This window comes from Corynebacterium sp. HMSC05E07, assembly GCF_001807225.1.
Lineage (GTDB): Bacteria > Actinomycetota > Actinomycetes > Mycobacteriales > Mycobacteriaceae > Corynebacterium > Corynebacterium singulare.
On record NZ_KV788236.1, the window covers coordinates 1 to 592 of the forward strand.

2 protein-coding genes are annotated in these 592 nt (G+C 65.7%); one reads left to right on the forward strand and one right to left on the reverse strand.

All coding sequences use genetic code 11. From position 1 onward, the window contains the following. A partial coding sequence (locus tag HMPREF3149_RS07295) for a peptidyl-tRNA hydrolase (RefSeq protein ID WP_210385427.1) occupies positions 1-246 on the forward strand: 246 nt, incomplete at its 5' end. Here the strand turns inward: HMPREF3149_RS07295 and HMPREF3149_RS07300 are convergent. After that, the coding region (locus HMPREF3149_RS07300; RefSeq protein ID WP_305764353.1) for a helicase C-terminal domain-containing protein at positions 247-592 on the reverse strand (346 nt) is incomplete at its 5' end.

Consider the following 592-nt stretch of genomic DNA (forward strand, 5'->3'; position numbering starts at 1 on the left):
CTACACATGAGCGCCGGCAAGGCGGCAGCACAGGTGGGTCATGGCTCGATGTTGTTGGCCGCGGCGATGAGCCTGGAGGACGTCGAGCAGTGGGCTGCGCGCGATTTCCTCTTGTCCGTGCGTGAGGTGAGCTCAGAAGACTTTGCTCAAGCCTGTGCCCGCGAGGGGGCCGTCGTCGTGCGCGACGCCGGCTTTACCGAGGTTGCCCCAGATTCGGCCACGGTGTGTGCACTGCGGCAGCCCTAACTAGCGGGACTCGACAAGCCGCTTGAGCGCGCCCTGCACGATCTCCGGATCAGTGGTGCGCCACATCTGCGGCATAGAATCGCGCAGGTAGGAGCCGTAGCGTTTGGTTTCCAAGCGGTTGTCTAGAACTGCTACTACGCCGCGGTCATCAACTGAACGCAGCAGACGTCCCGCGCCCTGCGCCATGAGGAGGGCCGCATGCGTGGCGGAGACCTCCATGAACCCGTTGCGTCCGGCCGCCTTCGCCGCCTCGGTGCGAGCCTGCATGAGCGGATTGTCCGGGCGCGGGAATGGGATGCGGTCAATGAGAACCAGGGAGCAGGAGGGGCCGGGCACGTCGACGCCC